The 21,184-nt window shown below is 72.7% G+C and carries 20 protein-coding genes; 12 read left to right on the top strand and 8 right to left on the bottom strand.

What is annotated here, in order from left to right:
• The first annotated feature begins 229 nt into the window (after positions 1-229).
• Together Voc01_RS09090 and Voc01_RS09085 are read left to right on the top strand one after the other, a co-directional pair.
• The gene (locus Voc01_RS09090) at positions 230-1,714 is read left to right on the top strand and encodes a family 43 glycosylhydrolase (RefSeq protein WP_203926854.1); all 1,485 of its coding nucleotides are present in this window, start codon (positions 230-232) and stop codon (positions 1,712-1,714) included.
• Between the two features lie 88 nt (positions 1,715-1,802).
• Positions 1,803-2,513: a PAS domain-containing protein gene (locus Voc01_RS09085; RefSeq protein ID WP_203926853.1), complete on the top strand. Its 711-nt coding sequence runs from the start codon at positions 1,803-1,805 to the stop codon at positions 2,511-2,513.
• On the opposite strand, the gene Voc01_RS09080 is transcribed toward Voc01_RS09085, so the two are convergent.
• Genes Voc01_RS09080 through Voc01_RS09070 form a run of 3 tightly spaced genes read right to left on the bottom strand, consistent with a single transcriptional unit; the run spans position 2,510 to position 4,459 of the window.
• Positions 2,510-3,298, bottom strand: a complete 789-nt coding sequence (locus Voc01_RS09080; protein ID WP_239160064.1) for an alpha/beta hydrolase — start codon at positions 3,296-3,298, stop codon at positions 2,510-2,512. The genes Voc01_RS09085 and Voc01_RS09080 overlap by 4 nt on opposite strands.
• Positions 3,299-3,302: 4 nt before the next feature.
• Positions 3,303-4,184, bottom strand: coding sequence for a helix-turn-helix domain-containing protein (locus Voc01_RS09075; RefSeq protein ID WP_203926852.1), 882 nt, complete (start codon positions 4,182-4,184; stop codon positions 3,303-3,305).
• Positions 4,185-4,225: 41 nt separating this feature from the next.
• Positions 4,226-4,459 carry a hypothetical protein gene (locus tag Voc01_RS09070; protein ID WP_239160063.1) on the bottom strand — a complete coding sequence of 78 codons (234 nt, stop codon included), beginning with the start codon at positions 4,457-4,459 and terminating at the stop codon, positions 4,226-4,228.
• A gap of 220 nt (positions 4,460-4,679) precedes the next feature.
• On the opposite strand from Voc01_RS09070, the gene Voc01_RS09065 reads away from it, so the two are divergent.
• The 5 genes from Voc01_RS09065 to Voc01_RS09045 are packed head-to-tail and all read left to right on the top strand — an operon-like array spanning position 4,680 to position 9,821.
• Positions 4,680-4,928 (top strand): hypothetical protein, encoded by a 249-nt coding sequence (locus Voc01_RS09065; protein WP_203926851.1) that lies wholly within the window; start codon positions 4,680-4,682, stop codon positions 4,926-4,928.
• 3 nt (positions 4,929-4,931) lie between these two features.
• Complete coding sequence (locus Voc01_RS09060) at positions 4,932-5,243, top strand: hypothetical protein (RefSeq protein WP_203926850.1); 312 nt, start codon at positions 4,932-4,934, stop codon at positions 5,241-5,243.
• Between the two features lie 41 nt (positions 5,244-5,284).
• On the top strand, positions 5,285-7,102 hold the full coding sequence (locus Voc01_RS09055) for an ABC transporter ATP-binding protein (protein ID WP_239160062.1): 1,818 nt from the start codon (positions 5,285-5,287) through the stop codon (positions 7,100-7,102).
• Positions 7,080-8,837 (top strand): ABC transporter ATP-binding protein, encoded by a 1,758-nt coding sequence (locus tag Voc01_RS09050; RefSeq protein ID WP_203926849.1) that lies wholly within the window; start codon positions 7,080-7,082, stop codon positions 8,835-8,837. Before Voc01_RS09055 ends, Voc01_RS09050 begins: the two co-directional genes overlap by 23 nt.
• 24 nt (positions 8,838-8,861) lie before the next feature.
• Positions 8,862-9,821, top strand: a complete 960-nt coding sequence (locus tag Voc01_RS09045) for a helix-turn-helix transcriptional regulator (protein ID WP_203926848.1) — start codon at positions 8,862-8,864, stop codon at positions 9,819-9,821.
• Here the strand turns inward: Voc01_RS09045 and Voc01_RS09040 are convergent.
• The gene (locus Voc01_RS09040) at positions 9,802-10,737 is read right to left on the bottom strand and encodes an aminoglycoside phosphotransferase family protein (protein WP_239160061.1); all 936 of its coding nucleotides are present in this window, start codon (positions 10,735-10,737) and stop codon (positions 9,802-9,804) included. The two genes, Voc01_RS09045 and Voc01_RS09040, sit on opposite strands and share 20 nt — an antisense overlap.
• A gap of 241 nt (positions 10,738-10,978) precedes the next feature.
• Between Voc01_RS09040 and Voc01_RS09035 the strand changes: the two genes are divergently transcribed.
• The 5 genes from Voc01_RS09035 to Voc01_RS09015 all read left to right on the top strand — a co-directional run bounded on the left by Voc01_RS09035 (position 10,979) and on the right by Voc01_RS09015 (position 17,263).
• Positions 10,979-11,671: a hypothetical protein gene (locus tag Voc01_RS09035; RefSeq protein WP_203926847.1), complete on the top strand. Its 693-nt coding sequence runs from the start codon at positions 10,979-10,981 to the stop codon at positions 11,669-11,671.
• A complete protein-coding gene (locus Voc01_RS09030) occupies positions 11,658-12,767 on the top strand; it encodes a hypothetical protein (protein ID WP_203926846.1) in 1,110 nt (369 codons plus the stop codon). The genes Voc01_RS09035 and Voc01_RS09030 overlap by 14 nt, the downstream gene beginning before the upstream one ends.
• Positions 12,768-12,814: 47 nt before the next feature.
• The gene (locus tag Voc01_RS09025) at positions 12,815-16,201 is read left to right on the top strand and encodes a pyruvate carboxylase (RefSeq protein ID WP_239160060.1); all 3,387 of its coding nucleotides are present in this window, start codon (positions 12,815-12,817) and stop codon (positions 16,199-16,201) included.
• A 61-nt stretch (positions 16,202-16,262) separates the two neighbouring features.
• On the top strand, positions 16,263-16,586 hold the full coding sequence (locus tag Voc01_RS09020) for a plasmid stabilization protein (RefSeq protein WP_203926845.1): 324 nt from the start codon (positions 16,263-16,265) through the stop codon (positions 16,584-16,586).
• A gap of 65 nt (positions 16,587-16,651) precedes the next feature.
• Positions 16,652-17,263: a phosphatase PAP2 family protein gene (locus tag Voc01_RS09015; RefSeq protein WP_203926844.1), complete on the top strand. Its 612-nt coding sequence runs from the start codon at positions 16,652-16,654 to the stop codon at positions 17,261-17,263.
• On the opposite strand, the gene Voc01_RS09010 is transcribed toward Voc01_RS09015, so the two are convergent.
• From Voc01_RS09010 to Voc01_RS08995, 4 genes are all read right to left on the bottom strand, one after another.
• On the bottom strand, positions 17,213-18,145 hold the full coding sequence (locus Voc01_RS09010; protein ID WP_203926843.1) for an N-acetylglucosamine kinase: 933 nt from the start codon (positions 18,143-18,145) through the stop codon (positions 17,213-17,215). The genes Voc01_RS09015 and Voc01_RS09010 overlap by 51 nt on opposite strands.
• 79 nt (positions 18,146-18,224) lie before the next feature.
• The gene (locus tag Voc01_RS09005) at positions 18,225-19,439 is read right to left on the bottom strand and encodes a family 16 glycosylhydrolase (protein ID WP_239160059.1); all 1,215 of its coding nucleotides are present in this window, start codon (positions 19,437-19,439) and stop codon (positions 18,225-18,227) included.
• Between the two features lie 51 nt (positions 19,440-19,490).
• Positions 19,491-20,306, bottom strand: coding sequence for a carbohydrate ABC transporter permease (locus tag Voc01_RS09000; protein WP_203926842.1), 816 nt, complete (start codon positions 20,304-20,306; stop codon positions 19,491-19,493).
• The gene (locus tag Voc01_RS08995) at positions 20,303-21,181 is read right to left on the bottom strand and encodes a carbohydrate ABC transporter permease (RefSeq protein ID WP_203926841.1); all 879 of its coding nucleotides are present in this window, start codon (positions 21,179-21,181) and stop codon (positions 20,303-20,305) included. The genes Voc01_RS09000 and Voc01_RS08995 overlap by 4 nt, the downstream gene beginning before the upstream one ends.
• Between the last annotated feature and the right edge of the window lie 3 nt (positions 21,182-21,184).

Raw genomic sequence — 21,184 nt, 5'->3', positions numbered from 1 at the left:
CCCGCGGCGCCCGGTGTCCCGCGGCGCCCGGTGTCCCGCGGCGCCCGGTGTCCCGCGGCGCCCGGTGTCCCGCGGCGCCCGGTGTCCCGCGGCGGGCCTTGACGAATCGGATTGTTATCGTTCACAGTTGCGCATCGAGCATCGTCGATGGGTCTGCCGCCCATGCCGCACGGGCGAACGCTCGCCCTCACTGCCTCGCGCATGTGAGCGACACCATCTGGAGGTCGTGATGAGACACCGGTGCTGGTGGAGACGCATCGCCGTGGCGACCGCGGCGGTGGTGGTCGCGGGGTCGGCTGGTGTCGCCACCCGGCCGACGCCCGCCGCGGCCGCCACGGTGGACACCGCCGCCTGGTACGTGCTGGTCAACCGCAACAGCGGCAAGGCGTTGGACGTCTACAACCTGGCGACCACCGACAACGCCCCGATCAACCAGTACGCCCGCAACGACGGCAACTGGCAGCAGTGGCAGTTCGTCGACTCCGGCGGCGGCTGGTACCGGCTGCGGAGCCGCCACTCCGGCAAGGTGCTCGACCTGCCCACCACCGCCGACGGCGTCCAGCTCGTGCAGTATGGCGACCGCAACGACGGCCGGCAGCAGTTCCGCCTCGCCGACTCGGCCGGCGGCTACGTCCGTCTGATCAACCGCAACAGCTCCAAGGCCCTGGACGTCTGGGAGTGGTCGACCGCCGACGGCGCGCGCGTCTCGCAGTTCCAGGACCTCGACGGCGCCAACCAGCAGTGGCAGCTGGTCAAGCTCGGGGCGTCGACGCCGGGGACGTTCACCAACCCCATCAAGCGCAACGGCCCCGACCCGTGGCTGCAGTACCACAACGGCTACTACCACCTGGCGACCACGACGTGGAACTCGACGATCACGATGCGCCGCAGCACCACCCTCGCCGGGCTGGCCAGCGCCGCCGACACCGTGGTGTTCAACCTCGCCGGTCGCGCGAACGGCTGCTGCAACATGTGGGCGCCTGAGTTCCACCTGATCAACAACCGCTGGTACCTCTACTACGTCGCCGGGCAGAACGTGCCGGACTACAATCCCACCCAGCGGCTGCACGTGCTGGAGAGTGCCGGCACCGACCCGATGGGCCCGTACACGTTCAAGGCCGACCTGGGCAACGACTGGCAGCTCGACGCCAGCATCCTGAGGGTCGGAAGCGGCCTGTACCTGATGGGCACCTACGGCGGCGACGGCGCGGGCCAGAGCAACTTCATCCAGCGCCTGTCGAACCCGTGGACCACCAGCGGCTCCCGGGTGCGGCTCAGCTCGCCGACGCTGTCGTGGGAGCGGCAGACCGGCGCCGTGAACGAGGGCCCGGAACCGCTGTACCACAACGGCCGCGTCATGGTCGTGTACTCGGCGAGCGCCTGCTGGGGTCCGGACTACAAGCTCGGCCTGCTGACCCTGACCGGCTCGGACCCGATGAACCCGGCGCACTGGACCAAGTCGCCGAACCCGGTGTTCCAGCGCAGCGACGCCAACGGCGTCTTCGCACCGGGTCACAACGGGTTCTTCAAGAGCCCCGACGGCACCGAGGACTGGATCGTCTACCACGCCAACGACTCGGCCGGCGGTGGCTGCGACATGAACCGGTCGACCCGGGCCCAGAAGTTCACCTGGAACGCCGACGGGACGCCGAACTTCGGCACCCCGGTACGGCTCGGGGTGACGCTCACCGCCCCGTCGGGTGAGCCGCGCTGACCGATTATCGAGATTCGCCACCCGGTCCGGACAGATCAGTGTCGCGGACCGGGTGGCGGCATCACGCCGCGCACGGTATGTAGGAACAATGCGTGTGGGCGGCCCCGAGTGCGAACTCCTGCAGCGGCTGTGGCAGGCCGCGCCGGCGATGATGGGAGCCGGTAGCTTCGAGGGCTACCTGCTGGTCACCAACCCGGCCTTCGGCCGGCTCCTCGGCTGGAGCCCCGACGAGATCCGGTCGGTGCCGTACTGGGAGCTCGTGCACCCGGACGACCGGGCCGCCACGGTCGAGGCCCGCAAGTGCCTGCTCGACGACGGCGCGATCGAGGGCCACGAGGTCCGGTTGCTGTGCCGCGACGGCAGCTACCGCTGGACCCGCTGGAACGGGGTCACGGTCACCAGCGACCAGCTCATGTACCTGGTGGGCATGGACATCAGCGACCGGCGCCCACCCGAGCCGCACCGGGAGCTGGTGGCGACGTGGCGGTGGGACCTCGCCTCCGACATCGTCAACGGGTCGGCGGCGTTCCACGAGCTGTTCGGGCTGCCCGCCGACACCCCGCTCACCTCGGAGCTGGTGCTGGCGGCCGTCCACGCCGACGACCGTCCCATGGTCGAGGGCGCGATGCGGTGGGCGCTCGACAGCGGCGAGCAGTACGCCGTCGACTACCGCGTTCCCCGCGACGGCCGCGCGCCCCGGTGGATCCACGCCTCCGGCCGCGTGGTCACGTTCGCCGGCGCCCGGCCCCGGGGCATGGCCGGCATCGCCATCGGCGCCGAGCCGCCGCAGGAAGGCTAGCCCGGGAGCAGGCGGCGGACGGCGTCGACCACCACGCTGCCCGAACCCAGCACCGCGTCGTTGTGGTCGGCGCCGTCGACCGCGACGACCCCGACGAGGTTCGGCGCCGCGTCGGCCACCTCGCGGCTCTGCGCCGGCGGGACCACCGCGTCGGCCGTGCCGTAGACGACCACCGTGGGTGCCGTGACGGCGCGCACCCGCTCGGCCACCGGGAACCGGTCCCGTAGCAGGGTCTTCACCGGCAGGAAGGGATAGTGCGCCCGGCCGACCGCCGCCAGCGACGCGAACGGCGACCGCAGCACCAGCCCGTGCGGCCGCTCCGGCACCTCGGTGGCGAGGCGCGTGACGACGGCGGCGCCGAGGCTCTCTCCATAGAGGACGATCCGGTCGAACCGTTCGGTCAGGTGGTTCCAGGCGGCGCGGGCGTCGTGGGCCAGCCCGGTCTCCGAGGGGTCGCCGGGGTTGCCGCCGTAGCCGCGGTAGTCGAGCAGGAGCACCGCGAGCCCGGTGTCGGCCAGGTCGCGCGCGAGCGGCAGCCGGTCGAGCCGGTTGCCGGCGTTGCCGGGTGCCACGAGCACGGCGGTGTCCGATGTGGACGGTCCGACCAGCCAGGCGGTGAGCCGCATCCCGTCGTCCGTGGCGAGGGCGATTTCCCCGACGCCCGGCGGGGGAGCCGGCCGGTCACGGTCGGGGAAGTAGACCAGCCGGCGCTGCAATGCCCACAGCATGCCCACCACCAGTACGAGTCCGACGGCGACGACCAGGAGCACACGGTATCGGCCCACGGGATCAGTCCCGGCGGGGGCGCGCCAGGTCGTAGTACATGTCCACGTACCTGTCGAGGATCGGACCCACGTCCCGCGTCGCGTGCTCCTCGAGCGTGTCGAACAGCCGGCGGTAGAGCACGACGTCGTCGGGGGAGTTCAGCAGCATCGACGAGTGCGGCAGGTCGATGAGGACGTGGGAGTCGTCGTAGACCGTGAAGTTGGCGGCGGCCTGCGGCCACTGGGAACCGTGGAGGAGGACCGCCAGCGTGACGTTGGCGCGACGCTCGAGAACGTCCCTGATCCGCTGGATCTGCGCCAGCATCTGGGTCGGCGGGCAGAGCCTGCTCTCGAGCGCGGCCTCCTGCATCACGAAGTGGAAGCGCCGTTCGTCGTCGGCCAGCACGTGCTGGCGTTCCAGCCGGGCGGACACCGACCGGAGCACCACGTCGTCGCCGCCATCGCCGGGATGCAGCTCGTGGAGCGTCGCGAGCAGCGCCCGGGCGTACTCGCTGGTCTGGAGCAGGCCGGCGACCGCCGACGGCGTGAAGACGCGGAGGTGCTTGGTGGTGGCCTCGATGTGCAGGATCTCGGCCTGCCGCTCGGCGAGGTCGTCGGCACTCAGGCGCTTGCGCGTCCACGCGTCCCCGCCCTGGACGACCGGTGCCAGCAACCGGTCGAACTCCGCATGCGACAGCCCGAGCGCGACGGCGACCGAGGCCAGTTCGTCGACGGTGACGGGAGCGAGACCGTTCTCGATGCGCGAGATGCGTGACTGGCTCATCCGCACGCGCCGGGCGACTTCGCTGCCGGTGAGGCCGGCGAGCTTGCGCCGGTCGGCGAGCTGCCTGCCGAGCACGGTGCGGACGTGGGGGTCGAGCGGACCACGATCCGCATTCTCGATCATGGTCCGCCTCCCGGTCCGGTCGGTTCGAATCCTCGGGTGACTCAGATGATGCTGCGCGCCGCGAGCGCGAGGAGATCCGGTGGGATTTCCACGAGGGTCTCGTTCTGCGGCAGCGTCAGTCCGATCTCGTCGGCCGACACGCGGTATCCCTGGACCACGACGGTGTCGCGATTGGTGCGGTACACCGTCGGGCAGTCGGACGCGACGCACAACTTCGCCATCTGCGTGACTTTCAGGCCTGAGGTATTTGAATTGTCCTGCATCCCCGTATTCATCCCGGGAAGATAACCGGCACAGCTGACAGCTAAAGTGCGACACGCCACATAGCTCTCAGCACCCCATCAGACTGCGCTTCCTGCTGAAACGCAAGTGGTTGGAGTGAATTCACAAAGGGTGCACCGTGCATAGCAATTCATATTCCGAAGGTTCACACTCGGACCAAATGCATGCGGCGCCCCCCGCCACCTCGCCCGATGTCTCGCTGGGGAGGATTCCATGAGTGTCGACACGCTTCTCATGGAGATCGAGAAATTCATCGTATTCAGTGCGCAGTCGCTCCCGGACGCAGGAGCGATCGCGTTTCTCGCGGCGGCGGCGGCCATGGCGTGGATCGCGACGGTGACGATGCGGCGGGTGATCGGAATCGTCGCCGTTCTGGCCGAGGCGGTGATGGTCGCCGTCGCGACCCTGTCGACCGCCGTGGGTGTCTGCCTGCTGCTGGCCGTCTTCGCGCTCGGTAGGTGAGCCGTGAGCCCCGAGATGGTGATCCTGGTCGTGGCGTTCGTGGTGGTTGCGGTGGTCGGCGTGGAACTGCTGACCGCGGTGCTGCCGCTCGTGATCGTCCTCCTGTTCGTGCCGCCGGGTGAGCGGGCCGGTCTCGCGGAGGTTCTCGCGGCGGCCGACAGCACCCCCAGGCTGCGCCTGTGGTCGGCCGCGAACACGGCCGTGCTCGCGCGCCGGCGGGCGTTGTCGGCGGTGGGGCCGCGCGGGCCGACAGCGGCGACCGCGTCCGGCGATGACGGGCGTCGTCGCGTCGAGCGTGACGCGAACCGCAGGTAAACGGAATGAAACCGTCCGTACCTCGCCGGTAGTGTCGATGGATGGCTGTCCGGCTCCCGCACCCCGATCCGGGAGTCCCGCCCACCACCGGCCCGCTGCGGTACATCTGGTGGCTGGCGCGGAGCCAGCCCTGGCGGATCGGGCGGGCCAGTGTCGTCGGCACCCTGTGGATGGTCGGCCTCGCGCTGCGGCCGTACCTCGTGGCGCGGGCGATCGACGACGGTCTGCGCGCCGGGAACCGGGCCGCACTCGTCGAGTGGGCGGCCGCGATCGTGGTCGCGGGAATGATCCTCGCCTATCTCGGGATCATGCGGCACCGCACGATGACGTTCATCCGGGAGGACGCGACCGCGCGGTCCGCCGGGGTGCTGCTGCGGCACGTCACGCGGCTCGGCGCGACGCTTCCGCGCCGGATGGCGGTGGGGGAGGTCGCCACGGTCACGGCGTCCGACATCACGAACACCTCGCACATGCTCACGGTCACCGGGCCCGGTGTCGGGTCGGTGGCGGCGTTCGGCGTGGTCGCGGTCCTGTTGTGGACGGTGTCGCCGGTGCTCGCGGTGTTCGTGCTCGTCGGCGTCCCGCTGGTCGGGGTGCTCACGGCGCCGCTGCTGCGGCGGCTGGAGCGCGCGGAGTCGGCCTACCGCCACGAGCAGGGCCGGCTGACCACGCGCGCCAGCGACATCGTGGCCGGGCTGCGCGTGCTCGCCGGCGTGGGTGGGCGGGCGCTGTTCGTGGAGCGGTACGCGGTGCTGTCGCGGGGGCTGCTGCGCAAGGGGTACCGGGTCGGCGCGGTCAGCAGCTGGGTGGAGGCGCTCACGTACACGGTTCCGGGCTGCTTCCTCGCGGCGGTGGTGTGGTTGGCGGCGCGGATGGCCGCCACCGGAACGATCACGGTCGGGCAGATGGTCGCGGTCTACGGGTACGTCGCGGTCCTCATCGTGCCGGTGTGGTTCATGCTCGAGATGGGCCGGCAGACGATCCGGGCCCGGGTCGCCGCCCGGCGCATCGTCCGGGTGCTGCGCATCGAGCCGGAGAACGCCGGCGGCGGCACGGCGACAGCGCCGGCGCGTGGCGACCTGGTCGACCCGGCGAGCGGGCTCGTGGTGCCGGCCGGCGCCGTCATGGGCGTCGCGGCCGACGACCCGGCCGCCGCGGTGGTCCTGGCCGACCGCCTCGGACGGTTCGGCGACACCGACGTGACCTGGGGGAGCGTGCCCCTGCGCGACCTGGCCATCGACGAGGTGCGGGCCGGGATCCTCGTCGCCGACCACGAGTCCTACCTGTTCGCCGGCACGCTCCGGGAGATCCTCGCCGGGCGCGGCGGATCCGGCGACGACGCGGTCCGCGCCGCCCTGCACACCGCGTCGGCCGACGACGTCGTCGACTCCCTGCCGCACGGGCTGGCCACGTCGGTCGGCCCGCGGGCCCGCACCCTGTCGGGCGGCCAGCGGCAGCGGGTCCGCCTCGCGCGGGCGCTGCTGGCGGAGCCCGAGGTGCTCATCCTCATCGACCCGACCAGTGCGGTCGACGCCCACACCGAGGCGCGCATCGCCGACCGGCTGAGGCGGGCGCGCCGGGGACGCACGACGGTGCTCGTCACCACCTCGCCGCTGCTCCTGGGGCGGGCCGACACGGTGGCGTTCCTGCGTGACGGCCGGGTCGCCGGCAGCGGCACGCACGCCGAGCTGCTCGACCGCGACACCGGCTACCGCGCACTCGTCGCCCGCGACGTCGACCTCGACGAGGCTCTCGCATGGCCGAGCACTCGTGCGAGGGCATCATTGAGCAGAGCGTTCCCGGTCAGGGCGGGTCACCACGAAGTGGGGAGCCGTCATGACCGGTTTTCCCGTCGCTGACAACTCGGCGGTGCGGGCGGCGGCACTCGGCCTGATCGCGCGCGACCGCCGCGCGGTCACCATCGTGCTGGGGCTGCACTGTGCCGCGGCGGTCGCCGCGCTCGCCGCGCCCTGGCTGCTGGGCCGCATCGTCGACGGCGTCAGCTCGGGCGCCGGGGTGTCCACAGTGGACACGCTCGCGCTGGCGATCGCCGGGTCCGTGGTGGTGCAGGGCGTGCTGACGCGGTACGCCCAGTACACCGGTTACCGCTTCGGCGAACGCGCGATCGCGCGCCTGCGTGAGGAGTTCGTGGCGCGCACGGTCGGCCTGCCCGTGTCGGTGGTGGAGCGGGTCGGCGTCGGCGACCTGACCACGCGCAGCTCCGTCGACGTGGCCACGGTCGGCAACACGGTGCGCGAGTTGCTTCCGGCGTTCGTCCTCAGCGTGGTGCGGCTGCTGCTGCTCCTGGCCGCGATCTTCCTGCTGCACCCCGCGCTCGGCCTGGCCGCGCTGGTGGGGGTGCTGCCGATCCTGTTCGGCACCCGGTGGTACCTGCGCCGGGCCAGCCCCGCCTACGTCGCCGAGGGCGCGGCGCTGGCCGACCTCACCGACACGCTCACCACCACCGCCGACGGGGCGCGCACCGTCGAGGCGTTGCGGCTCGCCGAGGAGCGGCAACGGCACGGGCTGCGGAGCATCGGCCGGTTGTGGTCGCGCCGGCGGGCGACGCTCGCGCTGCGGTCGGTCTACTACCCGATCGTCGAGTCCAGCTACGCGCCGCCGGTGGCCGCGGCGCTCGTCGTGGGCGGGTTCCTCATGGACCGCGGTGCGGTGACCCTCGGCGCCGTCGTCGCCGCCGCTCTCTACCTGCAGCAGGCGATCGACCCGCTCGACGGGCTGCTGCTGCGCATCGAGGTCGCCCAGCGCGGCATCGCCTCGTTCGCGCGGGTGCTCGGGGTCGAGCAGGTGCCACCCGAGCCGGCCGGCACCGCGAACCCGCCCCCGGGAAGGGACCTGGTGGTGCGCGGCGCCCGGTTCGCCTACCGGGTGGAGGGGGGATCCGGACCTGAAGTGCTGCATGGCATCGACCTCGCGGTGCGGCCGGGGGAGCGGCTGGCGATCGTCGGGCCGTCGGGTGCCGGGAAGTCGACGCTCGCGCGGCTGCTCGCCGGCATCGACGCGCCGACCGCGGGCGTGGTGAGCCTCGGCGGCTGCCCGGTCACCGACCTGCCGCCCGCGGTGCGCCGGCGCCGGATCGCCCTGATCACCCAGGAGCACCACCTGTTCATCGGTACGCTGCGCGACAACCTCTCGTTCGCCGCGCCGGGTGCCCCCGACGAGCGGCTGCGGGAGGCGCTGCGCGTCGTCGGCGCCGACTGGTTCGACGACCTGCCCGACGGCCTCGACACCGCGTACGGCGACCCCGACCTCGACGGCGTGGGGGCGGACCTCGGCGCCGCCGACGTGCAGCAGATCGCCCTGGCCCGCATCGTGCTCGCCGATCCGGACATCCTCATCCTCGACGAGGCGACCGCCGCGCTCGACCCCACCACCGCCCGGCGCACCGAGCGGGCGCTGGCCGCGGTGCTGGCCGGCCGCACGGTCATCGCGATCGCGCACCGCCTCAACACGGCGCACGACGCCGACCGCGTGGCGGTGATCGAGGACGGCCGGGTGAGCGAGCTCGGCAGCCACGACGAGCTGATGGCGGCCGGCGGCGCGTACGCGATGCTGTGGCGCAGCTGGCACGGCTGAGGAACCCGCCGTCAGAATGGCGCTGTGCGCGCGTCCCGGATGATGTCCCTCCTGTTGCAGCTGCAGGTGCGCGGCCGGGCCAGCGGACACGAGCTCGCCCGGCTCCTGGAGGTGAGTGAACGCACGGTGCAGCGCGACGTCGAGGCACTCGTGGCGGCGGGGGTCCCGGTGCGGTCGACGCGGGGACCGGCGGGCGGCTACGCGCTCGACGGCGGCTACCGCACCCGGCTCACCGGCGTCGGGCTCGACGAGGCGGGCGCGTTGGCGTTCCTCGGCCTCGCCGGCCCGGCCGACCAGCTCGGGCTCGGCGAGCTGTTGGAAGGCGCGCGGGTGAAGGTGTGGGCGAGCCTCACCGGCGAGGCGCGCGACCGGGCCCGGCGCAGCGCCGAGCGGTTCCACCTCGACCCGGTGCGGTGGTACGGGACGCCCGAACCGGTGCCCTGCCTGACGACGCTCGCCGACGCGGTGTGGCGCGACCGCCTCGTGCGCGTCACGTACCAGCGCCGCGGCCGGGCGGCGACGCGGGTGCTGACCCCGCTCGGGCTCGTCCTCGCCGCCGGCGACTGGTACCTGGTGGCGCTGCGCGACGGGGAACGGCGCACCTACCGGGTGTCGCGGGTGCGCGACGCCGAGGTGCTCGACGGGCCGGCCGCGCGTCCCGGCGACTTCGACCTCGCCGCTGCCTGGGCGCGGGCGCGGCGCGAGCTCGAGGACGAGTCGGCGACCGCGATCGAGGTGACGGTGCGGGTGGCTCCCCGGGCGCTGCCGCGCCTGCGGCGGCTGGTGCCGGTGCACGGGCAGCACCGGGTCCCGCTGACCACCGACGCGGACGTGGAGCTCACGCTGCCCTTCGACGACGAGCACTGGGCGGTGACGTCGGTGCTCAGCCTCGGCGACGCGGTGGAGGTGCTGGCCCCACCGCCCGTCCGTGACCGCGTGGCCGCCGAACTGCGCGCGGCCGCCGCTAGGTACGCAGCCGGCTGACCTCCTCGGTCAGCAGCGCCCGGACGAGGTCGTCGCGCCCCCGGCTCTCCGGGCCGGTCATGCCGCGGCTGGGCATCTCGACGGTCATGAGCAGGTACAGGTGCAGGCGGTACAGCCCGAGCCGACGGCGGGCCGAGTCGTCGAACGTGGCCGGCCCGCCGAAGTAGCCGTGCGCGAACGGGTTCTCCGGCTCCTCCTCGACGCGGCGGAACAGCACCGGCGACACGAGGTCGAGCAGGGGGTCGCCGTAGAGGTGGCGCTCGCCGTCGACGAGCCCGGTCAGCCGGTCGCCGTCGGCCAGCACGTTGCCGTCCCACAGGTCGAAGTGCAGCAGCGCCGGCCGGTCCACAGTGGACAGCACGTCGTGGTGGGCCCGGACGGTCGCGCGCACGGTGTCGGCCGGCACCGGCAACGCGACCTTCCAGTCGACCGCGTCGGCGAGCAGGTCCTCGACCATCGCGGCGAACGCCCCGGACCACGTGTCGGCGTTCGGGCGCGCACCGGTGTACCCGAACCGCCCGCCGGTGACGGTGTGGATGGCCGCGACGGCCGCACCCAGCTGCCGCCGCACCTCCGGCGCCGTTCCGGGCGCGATCGCCGATCCCGGCAGCAGCGTCGTCACGATCGCGTCGCCGTCGTGGTGCAGCACCGTCGGGACCGGTGCCCGGTCGCCGACGAGCCGGAAGTACTCGGCCTCCGCGGCGATCATGCCGGCTTCGTAGCGCAGCAACGGCGTCTCCGGCGCCGGGCCCACCTTCAGGACGACCGACCGCCCGTCGACGAGGTCGAGCCGCCAGACCGCCGCGAAGCTGCCGCCGGACAGCTCGGTGGCGGCGCGGATCCCGGTGCCGAGGGCGGCGTCGGCGTACCGGTCGAGGTCGGCGCGCGTGAGGACGCGCTGGGTCGGGCTGCGCACCAGCGAAGGGTACGCGGCGCACGACCACCGTCCGCGCCGGTGAGGAGTGGCGGGCCGGGGAGCCGTTCCCGGTCACGCTCGATTCCGCCCGGTTCTGCTGAGCCGCGCGGGCCCCCGTTCCGGCAGCCGACGGCTCGAGGACCCAGGGGAATCAACCTAGCCTCCTAGGATGCTTAAGCGCGTGCGCACCCGGCCACATCGAACCCTCGCAATGGGTGACAGCGTCGACCACACTGCGTTCATGGGACGGGCCGTGGCCACGTGGCGGATCCGGGAGCGGAGGACCGACCGCCGTCGCGGGCGCATCGACGAGTTGAAGGTCGCCACCTTCCTGTTCGTCGCCTCGCTGTTCCGGGCCGCCATGATGGTCCTGGCGGTCGTCTTCGACCCGACCGACGAGGGTAGGGATGTCTGCGGCGTTGTCTGCGGCGTTGTCTGCGGCGTTGTCTGCGGCGTTGTCTGCGGCGTTGTCTGCGGTGGCGCGGTCGTCCTCGTCGGGCTGGTCGGGTCCGGCGCGTGGGCACTCGGGATCACGACGTACCTGGTGGTCGTCTACGGGCTCGCCGGGTCGGCCATGGTGCCGCCGGCGTGGCGGTACCCGACGGTCCTCCTGGTGCTCGTCGCTGTCTGCGGCATGGTCGCGCTGATCGCGCGCGAGGTCCGCCGCACCGCGACGGCGTGGCTGGTGCGCGTCGGCAGGCTCGATGCCGTCCGGGTCAGGGCCCGGAGGGGTGACCGGGTGAGCGCGCCGGTCCGGGTCGTCGCCCTGCGGGTGCGGCCCGGGGGAGCGCGGATCGACGCGGTGCTCGAAGACGGCGGGTGCCACCGGATCGTCGGCGGCCGCCGCGGGGGCACCGCCCTCGCCCGCTGGCTGGCCGACCGCGCGGACCTTCCGCTGACCGGTGCGGGGAGGGGTCTCGGTGCTCTTCCGTAGGCGGCCGGACGCGTCCCCGCGCTGGCGGGTCCGTGAGCCGCGGCGCGATCAGCGGCGCCGCGATGCCCGGGGGCGGGTGTGGGTCGGCGCGATCCTGGGCTGCGGCAACGGCCTGCCCCTGCTGACGATGTCGATCGGGCTCTGGCACGAGGTGCCGGTCGCGATCGGAGGCCCCTTTCTCGCGCTCGGTGCGACGTTGGCCGTGGTGGGCGGGGCGCTGTTCGTGAGCGGTCTGCGCCGGGGGCGTCCGCACGAGGACCGGGTCTGGGCCGACGACACCGACCTGTGGTGGGTCCGGCACCGGCCGCGCGTCGCGGACGCCGAGCCGGCCCGCGTCGCCCGCCGCGACATCGTGGAGGTCCGGTTGTCGGCGGACGACCGGGCGGTGGTCGTCGGCACGTCCGACGGCGCCGACCACCTGGTGACCGACCTCGGCACCCTGGCCGACCGGACCGCTCTCATCGCCGCGATCGGTGCCACGGTCGCCCCGCGCACGGCCCGGATCGACCCGGCGTCCCCGCTGACGCTTCCGCGCCGGTGGCGCGGTCTCAGCGGGGTCAGCGGCGCCCGGTTCCCGGAGCGGTCGCCGGAGGCGCCGCAGGGAACGCTGATCTGGCGCCGGCCCCACCTCGCGCGGTTCCCGGTGTTCGGGATCGGGTCGCTCCTGCCTTTCGTCGGCAGCCTCAAGCTGTTCGCCTCGGCCCCGCCGGCATGGGAGAGCGCGGCGGCGTTGCCGCTGTTCGTGACGGGTGGCGTGGTCATGGTGGTGTTTCTCGGCGAGCCCATCCACACCTGTTCGGGGTGGCTGGTGGGCACCGGGAGGCTGGAGGTCGTGGAGATCAGGGCCCGGTCGGGCGAGGTCATGGGCGAGCCGCGCCGGATCACCGCCCTCGACCTGCGCCCGGGCCGCCGCGCCGGGCGCATGCGGCTCGACGCGGTGCTCGCCGACGGCGAACGCCGGAGGGTCATGGCCGGGCCGGCCGGGCGCGTCGTCGCCGTCGCCGGGTGGCTGACCGACCGCGCCGACCTGCCGCTGACCGGCGCCGACCGGGGCGTGATCGGGATGACTGTCGCCTCGGAGCAGGTCAACCGGTAATTTCGGGCTCACTGCCGCCTGTCGCCGAAAGGCCAGAATGGGATCCCGTGCGCCAACCGTTCCGCAAGATGCTGGTCGCCAACCGGGGCGAGATCGCGATCCGCGCGTTCCGTGCCGCCTACGAGCTCGGAATCTCCACCGTCGCGGTGTTCCCGCACGAGGATCGCAACTCGCTGCACCGGGCCAAGGCCGACGAGGCGTACCTGATCGGGGAGCGCGGGCATCCGGTGCGCGCCTACCTCGACGTCGACGAGATCATCCGGGCGGCGAAGCTCGCCGGGGCCGACGCGGTGTACCCGGGCTACGGCTTCCTGTCCGAGAACCCCGACCTGGCCGCCGCGTGTGCCGAGCACGGGATCACGTTCGTCGGTCCGCCGTCCGACGTGCTGCACCTCACCGGCAACAAGGCCCGCGCGGTCGCCGCGGCGAAGGCCGCCAACGTACCCACGCTGAAGTCGTCGGAGCCGTCCGAGGACATCGACGAACTGGTCACAAGAGCGGAGGCGATCGGCTTCCCGGTCTTCGTCAAGGCGGTCGCCGGTGGTGGCGGGCGCGGCATGCGGCGCGTCACCGAGCCGAAGGACCTCCGGGAGTCGATCGAGGCCGCCTCGCGCGAGGCGCGCTCGGCGTTCGGCGACGGCACCGTGTTCCTGGAGCAGGCGGTCGTCGACCCGCGCCACATCGAGGTGCAGATTCTCGCGGACGCCCACGGCAACGTCTCGCACCTGTACGAGCGGGACTGCTCGGTGCAGCGCCGGCACCAGAAGGTCGTGGAGATCGCGCCGGCGCCGCACCTCGACCCGGAGCTGCGGGCGCGGATCTGCGCGGACGCGGTGAACTTCGCCCGCGCGATCGGCTACGTGAACGCCGGCACCGTGGAGTTCCTGCTCGACCGCGACGGCAACCACGTCTTCATCGAGATGAATCCGCGGATCCAGGTCGAGCACACGGTCACCGAGCAGGTCACCGAGCGCGACCTGGTGATCGCCCAGCTGCGCATCGCGTCCGGGATGTCCCTGCCCGGTCTCAACCTGACGCAGGACCAGATCACGGTGAGTGGCGCGGCGCTGCAGTGCCGCATCACCACGGAGGACCCGGCCAACGGCTTCCGCCCCGACACGGGCACGGTGAGCGCCTACCGTTCGCCCGGCGGCCCGGGCGTGCGGCTCGACGGTGGCACGGTGCACACCGGTGCCGAGGTCAGCGCCCACTTCGACTCGATGCTCGTGAAGCTCACCTGCACCGGCCACGACTTCACCAACGCGGTGCGCCGGGCGCGCCGGGCGATCGCGGAGTTCCGCATCCGGGGCGTGTCGAGCAACCTGGCGTTCCTCGCCGCGGTGCTCGACGATCCCGACTTCCAGGCCGGCCGCGTCACCACGAGCTTCATCGACGAGCGTCCGCACCTGCTGAAGGCCCGTCCGAGCGCCGACCGCGGCACCCGCATGCTCAACTACCTCGCGGAGACCACGGTGAACCGGCCGCACGGCCCGCGCCCGCAGGTGATCGAGCCGGTCGAGAAGCTGCCGAAGGTCGACCTCGAGGCCGCGCCCGCGGGGGGCTCGCGGCAGCTGCTGCGGCGGCTCGGCCCGGAGGGCTTCGCGTCGTGGTTACGGTCGCAGGTGAAGGTCGCGGTCACCGACACGACGTTCCGGGACGCGCACCAGAGCCTGGTCGCCACGCGGGTCCGGACCCGTGACCTGCTCGCCGTGGCGCCGTACGTGGCCCGGATCGCCCCGCAGCTGCTGTCGCTGGAGTGCTGGGGCGGCGCCACGTACGACGTCGCGCTGCGGTTCCTCGCGGAGGACCCGTGGGAACGGCTGGCGGCGCTGCGCGAGGCGGTGCCGAACCTGTGCACGCAGATGCTGCTCCGGGGCCGCAACACCGTCGGGTACACCCCGTACCCGACCGAGGTGACGTCGGCGTTCGTCGAGGAGGCGGCCGCCTCGGGAATGGACATCTTCCGCATCTTCGACGCGTTGAACGACGTCGACCAGATGCGGCCGGCGATCGAGGCGGTGCGCGCCACCGGAACGGCCGTGGCGGAGGTGGCGCTCTGCTACACCGGTGACCTCAGCCACCCCGACGAGCGGCTGTACACGCTGGACTACTACCTGCGGCTCGCCGACGAGATCGTCCGCGCCGGCGCGCACGTCCTGGCGATCAAGGACATGGCCGGGCTGCTGCGTCCGCCGGCCGCCCGGAAGCTGGTCACCGCGCTGCGGGAGCGGTTCGACCTGCCGGTGCACCTGCACACCCACGACACCCCCGGCGGGCAGCTGGCGACGCTTGTCGCGGCGATCGACGCCGGGGTCGACGCGGTCGACGCGGCGGTCGCGTCGATGGCGGGCACCACGTCGCAGCCGTCGCTGTCGGCGCTGGTCGCGGCGACCGACCACACCGAGCGGTCCACCGGGCTGTCGCTGCGGGCGGTGAGCGACCTGGAGCCGTACTGGGAGGCCGTGCGCAGGGTGTACGCGCCGTTCGAGTCGGGGCTGGCGTCGCCGACGGGGCGCGTGTACACGCACGAGATCCCGGGTGGGCAGCTGTCGAACCTGCGGCAGCAGGCGATCGCGCTGGGGCTGGGCGACAGCTTCGAGCTCATCGAGGACTGCTACGCGGCCGCCGACCGGATGCTCGGCCGGCTGGTGAAGGTCACGCCGTCGTCGAAGGTCGTCGGTGACCTGGCGCTGCACCTGGTCGGCGCCGGTGTGCGTCCCGAGGACTTCGAGGCCGAACCGGGCAGGTTCGACGTACCCGACTCGGTGATCGGGTTCCTGCACGGCGAGCTGGGTGACCCGCCGGGCGGCTGGCCCGAGCCGTTCCGCACCCGCGCGTTGCAGGGCCGGTCGGCGCCGCGCCGGGTCGCCGACCTGACCGACGCCGACCGCGAGGGCCTGCGGACCGCGCGCCGCGCGACGCTGAACCAGCTGCTGTTCCCGGGGCCGGCGAAGGAGTTCACGACCCACCGCGACGCCTACGGCGACACGTCGGTGCTGTCGAGCAAGGACTTCTTCTACGGCCTCGAGCCCGGCATCGAGCACACCGTGACGTTGGAGCCCGGCGTCACGCTGCTCATCCACCTGGAGGCGATCAGCGAGGCGGACGCGCGCGGCTACCGCACGGTGCTCGCGACGCTGAACGGGCAGATCCGCACGGTGACGGTGCGCGACGCGTCGATCCACACCGACGTCAAGGCGGCGGAGAAGGCCGACCGGTCCAACCCGGCGCACCTGCCGGCGCCGTTCGCCGGTGTGGTGACGCTGCAGGTCGGCGACGGCGACGAGGTGGCCGAGGGCCAGACCGTCGCGACGATCGAGGCGATGAAGATGGAGGCGGCCATCACCGCCCAGCGCGGCGGAACGGTGACGCGCGTGGCGATCGGCAAGGTGCAGCAGGTGGAGGGCGGCGACCTGATACTGGAGATCGCCTGACCGACGGGTTTCGGGGCTCGACCGTCGGGAATTCTCCTGTCTGACAAGGAGGAGGTCTGCCATGCCTGCCGGATCGAGCCCCAAGCGCGAGCGCCAGTACGAGCACATCAAGGAGAGCGCGCAGAAGCGGGGCATGCCGAAGAAGCGCGCGACGGAGATGGCCGCGCGCACGGTGAACAAGGAGCGCGCCCGCTCGGGCGAGTCGCGCACCGCGAGCCGGTCGTCGATCGACGACGTGTCGTCGGGTCACCGCGGCGGCAAGCGCTCGCACAGCGGCGCGCAGGGGCGCACGAAGGAACAGCTCTACAACGAGGCGAAGAAGCGCAACATCAAGGGCCGCTCGTCGATGTCGAAGTCGGAGCTGGAGAAGGCCCTGTCGCGCTGATGTCAGGGGCGCCTCGGGGATTTCCACCGATGTGACCGGGGCGGCACCGGGCCAACACTCGTCCGATGGATCGAGTTCGACGGATCAGGTGGGCGGGTCTCGGCGCGGGCATGCTCGCCGCGGTGGTGGTGGCCGGGGTGCTCCTGCGCGACGTCGTTCCGCCCGCCGACGCGTGGCTGGTCGCGCACGCCTCGGCCGCACCCGGTACCCGGCCGGCGGCCGTGGCCGCGGCGGTCAGCGGCGCGGGGACGCTGCTGTGCCTCGTCGCGTTGGTGGCCGGAGCGGTCGCGGTTCTCCGGCGGAGGGGTCGTGGAGCCCGGGTCGGCCGGGTCGTGGCCACGGTGCCGTTGGCGGCGTCGGTCCTGCTGCTGCAGGGCCTGTTCCTGCGTCCGGGTCCGCCGCAGCAGCCGCAGCTGGGAACGTACCCGAGCGGGCACGTCGCGGTCGTCACGGCGGTCGGGTTCGCGGCCGTGCTGCTCTACGGGCAGCTGGGGCGCGCCTGGCACCGGGCCGCCCTGGCGGGCGCCCTGACCGCGGTGACGCTCGTCGCGGCGAGCCGCATAGTGCTCGCCGAGCACTGGCTGGTCGACGCCGCCGGCGCGGCCGTGGGAGCGCTGGGGGTGGGGCTACTCGCGGCGGCGGTGCTGCGCCTCGGCCCGGCCGTCCGTACGCGGTAGCTGGGCCACCAGCCGTCGGGCGAGGCGGGCCGCGCCGACCTCGCCGGCCTCCGCGGTGCTCACGCGTACCCGCGGGTCCAGCCGGCGTAGTAGCCCTTCGCGCACCGGTGCGCAGTGACGCAGGACGCCGCCGGCCAGTACCAGTGGGCCGTCGCCGAGGACCCGGGACACGGTGGCATGCAGGTGGGCGGCCGCCCCGTCGAGGATCCGCTCCGCCCCCGGGTCACCGGCCGCCGCGGTGACCAGCGGCGCCAGTGCCGCCAGTGCTCTCGGCTCGCGACGGTAGACCGCGGCGACGACCGCGTCTCCGTCCACCGTGGACACACCGGTCGCGTCGTCGACGCCGAGGGCGGCCCCGACCGCGCGGGTGAGCGGCGTCGCGGACGCTCCGTCGTAGTACCGGTCGGCCGTGGCCACGGCCGCTTCGCGGCCGATCCAGAACGCCGACCCCAGGTCGCCGAGGAGCCAGCCGAGGCCGTCGGCCGTACGCACCAGGTTCCCGTCCCCGACGCGGGCGGCGACCGCGCCGGTGCCGGCGATGAGCACGGTTCCGGTGGGCTCGTCGGTGCCCGCGGCGTACGCGGTGACGGCGTCGCCGACCACGCGTACCGGGCAGCCGATGCCCGCGTCGCGGATCGTCCGCCCGATCGGGTCCGCGTGGGAGGCGCCGGCCGCGCCGGCCACCACGGCCCGGATCTCCGCCGGGTCCACACCGGACAGTGCCGCGTCGAGGGCCGCGCGCAGGCTCGCGGTCGCCTCGGCCGTCGGCACCGTCACCGGGTTGCCGGCGCCGGCACTGCCGAACGCCACGCGCTCGCCGGCGACCGTGGTCACCAGCGCGCGGGTGGACGTGCCACCGATGTCGACTCCGAGTACGAGCACCGCGCCTCCCCGGGTGTGTGTGACGGGGCGGGCCCCCGCTCCAGGAGCCCGCCCCGATTCTCGCTCAGCGGCGTCTCACTCAGCAGCGGCCGAGGTCCTGCCACTGCGCGGTCCAGCCGGGTTCGCTGCCCTGGGTCCACCAGCGGGCGCGCCACAGGTGCACGCCGTCACCGGACTTCGGGCCGTTCGGGTTGCCGTTGGCGCTGCGCTCCCAGCGCACCGTGGCGCCGCCGGTGTAGACGCCGTTCACCGTCCACAGTGGAGCACTCGAGCAGTTGCCGGGGTTGCCCGGGTCGCTCTGCGACGGCGACCCCGGGTTGCTCGGCGAACCGGGGTTCGACGGCGAGCCCGGGTTCGACGGCTGCGGGCACGACCCGCCGCTGCCGACGGTGTCCCGGTGCGAGACGCCCGACGACCGGAAGCCGGCCACCCGCGCGGCGACCTCCGCGGGCGACAGCACCTCGTTGACCGTGTGGTACAGGAAGTCGACCTGCTGCCGGTACGTCGAGGTGCCACCGGAGTGCGCGGCGGTGTCGATGAACCACAGGTTGAAGTTGATCGACATCGGCGTCTCGGGGTAGTAGATGCCGCTGTGGTCGGCGACGAGCGCGCCGTCGACGTAGTACTTCACGTGGCCGCCCGACACGGTGAACTGCAGGTCGTGCCAGCCGGCGAAGCTCTGACGCTGCTCGGTGTGGGTGTTCACGGCCTCCCACGGGTCGGGCCGGTAGGTCTCCCACGTGGTCTGGTAGAAGATGTTGGCCGGTTCGCCCCACCCTCCGTTGGGCAGGTACTCGAAGTCGATCTCGCCGTAGTCGGGGTCCATCGGGGCGTTCAGCGGGGTAATCGTGAAGAACGTCTCCACGAGGTGGTCGCCGTCGTTGCCGGTCACCGGGGCGTCGGCGAACTTGACGCGCGCCGCGTACGTGCCCTCGAAGAACTTGCGCTGGTGCAGGAACTCGGCCTGGCTGGTGCCGGCCCCGGTGCCGTCGGTGGAGGCCTGCAGCTGCAGGCCCTTCGCACCGTCGACCGTGGGGAACGAGACGTTCGACGCCGGCCACGACGCGCCCGGTACGCCGGGGCCGCCGGCGTTGGTGCGCACCGTCCAGCCGCGCTGGCTGATGAGAGGGTCGGCCGGTCCGCTGTAGCTGAAGTCGTCGAACAGCGCCTTGCACTCGGCGGCGCTGGCCGTTCCGGGGGTGGTGGTGACGAACACGGCCGCGGCAACGGTGCCGGCCGCGAGCGCCACCATGGACGCGGTCAGCGAGCTGACCATCTTTCTGGGCGGTTTCACGTCCTTCACTCCATTCGGGGGAGGGGGTTGGAGAAGGAGTGCAAACGGGCGCTACCTCACCGCCCCCGCGGTGAGACCGGCCCGGATCTGCCGTTGGAAGAGGAGATAGGCGACGAGAACGGGGAGCATCGCGATGACCAGGCCGGCGAACAGCCCGCTCCAGTCGCTGCGGTAGCCCTGGCTCACGGCCAGGAACGCCAGCCCCTGGGCCAGCACGTACCGGTCGGGCTCGGGGTTGAGCGCCAACGGCAGCAGGTACTGGTTCCACAGGCCGACCACGTTGAAGATGCCGACGCTGAGCAGGCCCGGCCGGGCCATCGGCAGCATGACGCGGAAGAACACTCCCGCGTGCGAGCAGCCGTCGAGGAAGGCGGCCTCGGCGACCTCGCCCGGCAGCGAGCGGAAGAACGAGTGCAGGAAGAACACGGTGAACGGCAACGCGTACGCCGCGTACACCAGGATCAGCCCGTGGTACGTGCCGAGCAGCCCGAGCTGGTCGACCACGAAGAACAGCGGGACGAGCGCGAGGAAGACCGGGAACAGCATCCCCGCGACGAGCGTGTAGTAGATGACCCGGTTGCCCGGGAACCGGTACCGCGCCAGGCAGTACGCGACGAGTGAGCCGCCGAGCATGGTGAGCACCAGCGCACCGCCCACCACGACCACCGTGTTGAGCAGGTAGCGCCCGATCGACGCCTCCTCCCACGCCCGTGCCCAGTTGCCGAACTGCGGCGACGCGGGCAGCGACCACGGGCTGTCGAAGATCTCGGCGTCGGACTTCAACGACGAGACCACCGCCCAGAGCAAGGGGAACGAGACCAGCACCGCCCACGTCGCCAGCGCGAGGTGCACCAGGGGCCTTCTCATGCCAGCTCCACCGACTCGCGGCGGGTCGACCGCATCGCCAGCACGGCGAGGGTCAGGCTGAGGAAGAACAGCACGACCCCCATCGCCGACGCGTAGCCGAACTTCCCGTACGTGAACGCGGTGCGGTACAGCGTCAACCCGATCACCTCGGTGCTGTTGTCGGGTCCACCCGGTCCGACCGTCATGATCTGGACGAGCGCGAACCCGTCCAGCGCCAGGATTCCGAGGTAGACGAAGGCCACCTGCACGCTGTCCCACACCAGCGGCAGCGTGATGCGGAGGAACAGCTCGACCGGTCCGGCGCCGTCGATGCGGGCGGCCTCGACGATGTGCTGCGGGATCGCGTCCATCGCGGCGGCGAACAGCACCACGTAGAACCCGACCGCCGACCAGATGATCGCGGCGGTCACGCACCACAGCGCGAGGTCCGGCTCCGCGAGCCAGGTGCGGCCGTCGAGTCCGACCGCCCGCAGGAAACCGTTGAGCAGACCGGAGTTCGGCGTGTAGACGAACTGCCACAGCACGGCCACGATCGCGACCGACAGCAGCTGGGGGAAGAAGTACACGACCCGGTAGGCCCGCGCTACCCGCCCCGCGCGAGTGGCTGCGGCGAGGAACAGTCCCAGTGCGACGGTGGCCGGCGGCACCACGGCGACGAGCACCGCGGTGTGGGTGAGACCGGCGCGGAACAACCGGTCGTCCCACAGCCGGGTGAAGTTGTCGAACCACACCAGGTTCACGTCGGCCGACACGCCGTCGAAGTCGGTGAACGCCAGGTAGAACGCCTGGGCGTAGGGCCACAACACGAACAGCCCGTAGAGCGCCAGGGGCGGGATCATCGCTCCGGCGAGGAACCGGAACCGGCCGTGTCGCATTCG

This window comes from Virgisporangium ochraceum, from assembly GCF_016863655.1.
Classification (GTDB): Bacteria; Actinomycetota; Actinomycetes; order Mycobacteriales; family Micromonosporaceae; genus Virgisporangium; species Virgisporangium ochraceum.
This window is presented reverse-complemented; position numbering and strand designations above follow the sequence as displayed.

Bases quoted from the DNA above. Each gene is read 5' to 3' on its own strand.
- Voc01_RS09090 (WP_203926854.1), top strand. From the start codon at position 230: ATGAGACACCGGTGCTGGTGGAGACGCATCGCCGTGGCGACCGCGGCG.
- Voc01_RS09085 (WP_203926853.1), top strand. From the start codon at position 1,803: ATGCGTGTGGGCGGCCCCGAGTGCGAACTCCTGCAGCGGCTGTGGCAG.
- Voc01_RS09075 (WP_203926852.1), bottom strand. From the start codon at position 4,184: ATGATCGAGAATGCGGATCGTGGTCCGCTCGACCCCCACGTCCGCACC.
- Voc01_RS09070 (WP_239160063.1), bottom strand. From the start codon at position 4,459: ATGAATACGGGGATGCAGGACAATTCAAATACCTCAGGCCTGAAAGTC.
- Voc01_RS09065 (WP_203926851.1), top strand. From the start codon at position 4,680: ATGAGTGTCGACACGCTTCTCATGGAGATCGAGAAATTCATCGTATTC.
- Voc01_RS09055 (WP_239160062.1), top strand. From the start codon at position 5,285: ATGGCTGTCCGGCTCCCGCACCCCGATCCGGGAGTCCCGCCCACCACC.
- Voc01_RS09050 (WP_203926849.1), top strand. From the start codon at position 7,080: ATGACCGGTTTTCCCGTCGCTGACAACTCGGCGGTGCGGGCGGCGGCA.
- Voc01_RS09035 (WP_203926847.1), top strand. From the start codon at position 10,979: ATGGGACGGGCCGTGGCCACGTGGCGGATCCGGGAGCGGAGGACCGAC.
- Voc01_RS09020 (WP_203926845.1), top strand. From the start codon at position 16,263: ATGCCTGCCGGATCGAGCCCCAAGCGCGAGCGCCAGTACGAGCACATC.
- Voc01_RS09015 (WP_203926844.1), top strand. From the start codon at position 16,652: ATGGATCGAGTTCGACGGATCAGGTGGGCGGGTCTCGGCGCGGGCATG.
- Voc01_RS09000 (WP_203926842.1), bottom strand. From the start codon at position 20,306: ATGAGAAGGCCCCTGGTGCACCTCGCGCTGGCGACGTGGGCGGTGCTG.
- Voc01_RS08995 (WP_203926841.1), bottom strand. From the start codon at position 21,181: ATGCGACACGGCCGGTTCCGGTTCCTCGCCGGAGCGATGATCCCGCCC.